Consider the following 2,906-nt stretch of genomic DNA (forward strand, 5'->3'; position numbering starts at 1 on the left):
AACTGAACGTGTAAAAGTATTTAAATAAGCAAAATAAGAGGTACGGACAAAATTATTTTAGTTGAAGCAAAATCCGAACGATAAATCGTTCGGATTTTTTCATTGGTACGGCAAGCGTAGGTATTGCATATGTAGCTGCTTCTAGCGGTTGATTTCGTTATGTCTCAGCCTCTTTTTTTCAGCGAATAGTTCGAATATTCTTTTATGTTTAACCTAAGAAAAATGCGGTTAAATAGGAGGAGTAGTCCTCAAATCTTCTGTGGAATTTATGCGCTATACATAAGCAATTCAACGATGTTTTACAAAAAAATAAAGTTTTTAACTTGGTTTTTTAGAGAATATTTGTTAACATATCCACTTGTGAGGTCTTAGTAAGAGGAGGATGATGTAAAGAATCCCATATCGGACGCAAGGGCGTAGATATGTGGAGTGGGAATTTTAAAGGAGGATTTTATGTCTGATCAAGGAAATCAAGGAAAATTTAAAAAATCAATATCGTTACTTGACCTAACGTTAATTGGGATGGGAGCTATTTTTGGTTCCGCCTGGTTATTTGCGGTTAGTAACGTAGCGTCAAAGGCTGGTCCGGCCGGAAGTTTTTCGTGGCTGATTGGCGGAGTCATTATTTTACTTATCGGTTTAGTGTATGCTGAACTTGGAGCAGCGCTGCCGCGTACCGGTGGAATTATCCGTTATCCGGTTTACTCACATGGTCATTTAGTGGGTTACTTAATTTCATTCATTACCATTATTGCTTACACAAGTTTGATTGCCATCGAGGTAACGGCTGTACGTCAGTATGTTGCGTTTTGGCTTCCTGGTCTAACTAAACATGGTTCTGAATCGCCTACTACAATCGGCTGGTTATTTCAGTTCGCGTTATTAACGCTATTTTTTATCATTAACTACGTAAGTGTAAAAGCATTTGCTAAGTCAAATGTCATTATATCTGTGTTCAAATATGCGGTTCCTCTTACAATTATCGTCGTGTTGGCTTATCACTTTAAATCAGCTAACTTTACAACTGGCGATTTTGCTCCGTTTGGTTTTAATGGTATTCAAGCAGCCATTTCAACAGGTGGCGTTATGTTTGCTTACCTAGGACTTCACCCTATTGTTTCTGTAGCCAGTGAAGTTAAAAACCCGCAGCGTAATATTCCAATCGCGCTCATTATCTGTATTGTACTTTCAGCGATTATTTACACAGCACTGCAAGTATTGTTCATTGGTAACATCCCGGCTGATATGCTATCAGGAGGATGGGGAACAATTCAAGAGCAATTCTCTTTACCATTTAAAGATATTGCACTTATTTTAGGCCTTGGCTGGTTAGTAACGCTTGTTATTTTTGATGCTATTTTATCACCAGGCGGTAACGGGAACATCTTCATGAATACAACTTCTCGTTTAGTTTATGCTTGGTCTCGTAATGGAACATTATTTAAACGTTTCTCAAAAGTAGATAAGAAAACAGGAATTCCACGTGCGTCACTATGGCTATCATTTGGAATGTCCGTATTCTGGACACTGCCATTTCCTTCTTGGGAAGCGCTAGTAAACGTATGTTCAGTGGCACTTATTCTGTCTTATGCGATTGCGCCAATTTCAGCTGCTGCATTCAGAGTAAATGCAAAAGACCTTAAAAAACCTTTTAAATTAAAAGGCATGAGCGTTATTGCTCCTGTTTCATTTATTTTCTGTTCATACATCGTATATTGGTCAGGGTGGACGACAATTTCTTGGCTTCTAGGATCACAGCTTCTAATGGTTGTTATCTACGTAGCGTTTAAGAAATACGTACCAACTGACGTTGTAAAATTTGCACAGCAGCTTAAATCTGCTTGGTGGCTAGTTGCTTATTATATTATTATGCTTGTTATCTCTTATCTAGGTTCATTTGGTGGAGGACAAGGTGTGCTAAGCAACCCGCTTGACTTAATTTTAATTGCTCTTGTTTCACTCGGTATTTTCTACTGGGCGAAATATACAGGTTTACCAAAAGCAGTTATCGATACAGATGATTAATAAAAAACACGGCATGAATTCATGCCGTGTTTTTTATTTGTAGAGCTACTTACTCTATTTATTTATCAAACAGCCATGTTTTTAAAATAGCAGCATACTCACGAAAGTAGGCTTGAAGTTTAATTGAATTTGGTGTTTTTGCACCTAAAGGATAAACGTCAAAGCCTTGACGTTTGGCAATAATAGAGGCGCGAAATAAATGAAAATCACTGCTAACAAGCACGACTTTTTTGTGTTGAATATCAACTTTCTGTTTAGTGAAAGTAAAATTCTCAAAAGTAGAAGTTGACTGATCTTCTTTTATAATTCGATTTTTTTTAATTCCTTCTTTCCGCAAAAAACGATAGGYTGCCTCTGCTTCAGAAATTTCTTCATCGGATCCTTTTCCGCCCGTTACGATAACTTTTGTTTGTAGATTTGCTTGTAAATAAGATAAGGCCGTCTTTACTCGTTCTTTTAAACTAGGAGACATTTGATCACCATCTACTTTAGAACCTAAAACGAGCACATAATCTGCGTTTTGTGGAACAGGCTTGTGAGCAGTTTGATACATACAAAAAGATATAATTGCTATATAAAGAACAAACACGCTGATAAAGATATAAATGATTTTTTTCTTCAACTGTGAGCACCTTCCTAGCTATTCCATAAGATGTTTGGAAAATAATTGTTATTATAGCATACGAGACCTAAATAAGTATAAACACAGTAATATATAATAATAGAAGAAAATCGTTATTGTGAATGGTTATAAAATTCGTTACAATAAAGAATAAATGATTTTAAAAGTGCCTCTAAGGAGGATAATAGGGAAATCGGTGTAAATCCGGTGCAGCCCCCGCTACTGTAAATGTGGATGAACCTGCAAAGACCCACTAGTC

The 2,906-nt window shown here is 36.7% G+C and carries 2 protein-coding genes and 1 riboswitch; of the genes, one reads left to right on the forward strand and one right to left on the reverse strand.

Going from position 1 to position 2,906, the window contains the following annotated elements; all coding sequences use genetic code 11:
• Positions 1 to 453: 453 nt before the first annotated feature.
• Positions 454 to 2,025, forward strand: a complete 1,572-nt coding sequence (locus tag AC1DRF_RS21580; RefSeq protein WP_013057634.1) for an APC family permease — start codon at positions 454 to 456, stop codon at positions 2,023 to 2,025.
• Between the two features lie 58 nt (positions 2,026 to 2,083).
• Here AC1DRF_RS21580 and AC1DRF_RS21585 read toward each other — a convergent pair whose 3' ends face one another.
• Positions 2,084 to 2,647, reverse strand: a complete 564-nt coding sequence (locus tag AC1DRF_RS21585; RefSeq protein ID WP_477741654.1) for a YdcF family protein — start codon at positions 2,645 to 2,647, stop codon at positions 2,084 to 2,086.
• Positions 2,648 to 2,794: 147 nt separating this feature from the next.
• Positions 2,795 to 2,906: riboswitch (cobalamin riboswitch) on the forward strand. This riboswitch is flagged as partial in the annotation.

This window comes from Priestia sp. P5_B4, assembly GCF_056400385.1.

Bases quoted from the DNA above. Each gene is read 5' to 3' on its own strand.
- AC1DRF_RS21580 (WP_013057634.1), top strand. From the start codon at position 454: ATGTCTGATCAAGGAAATCAAGGAAAATTTAAAAAATCAATATCGTTA.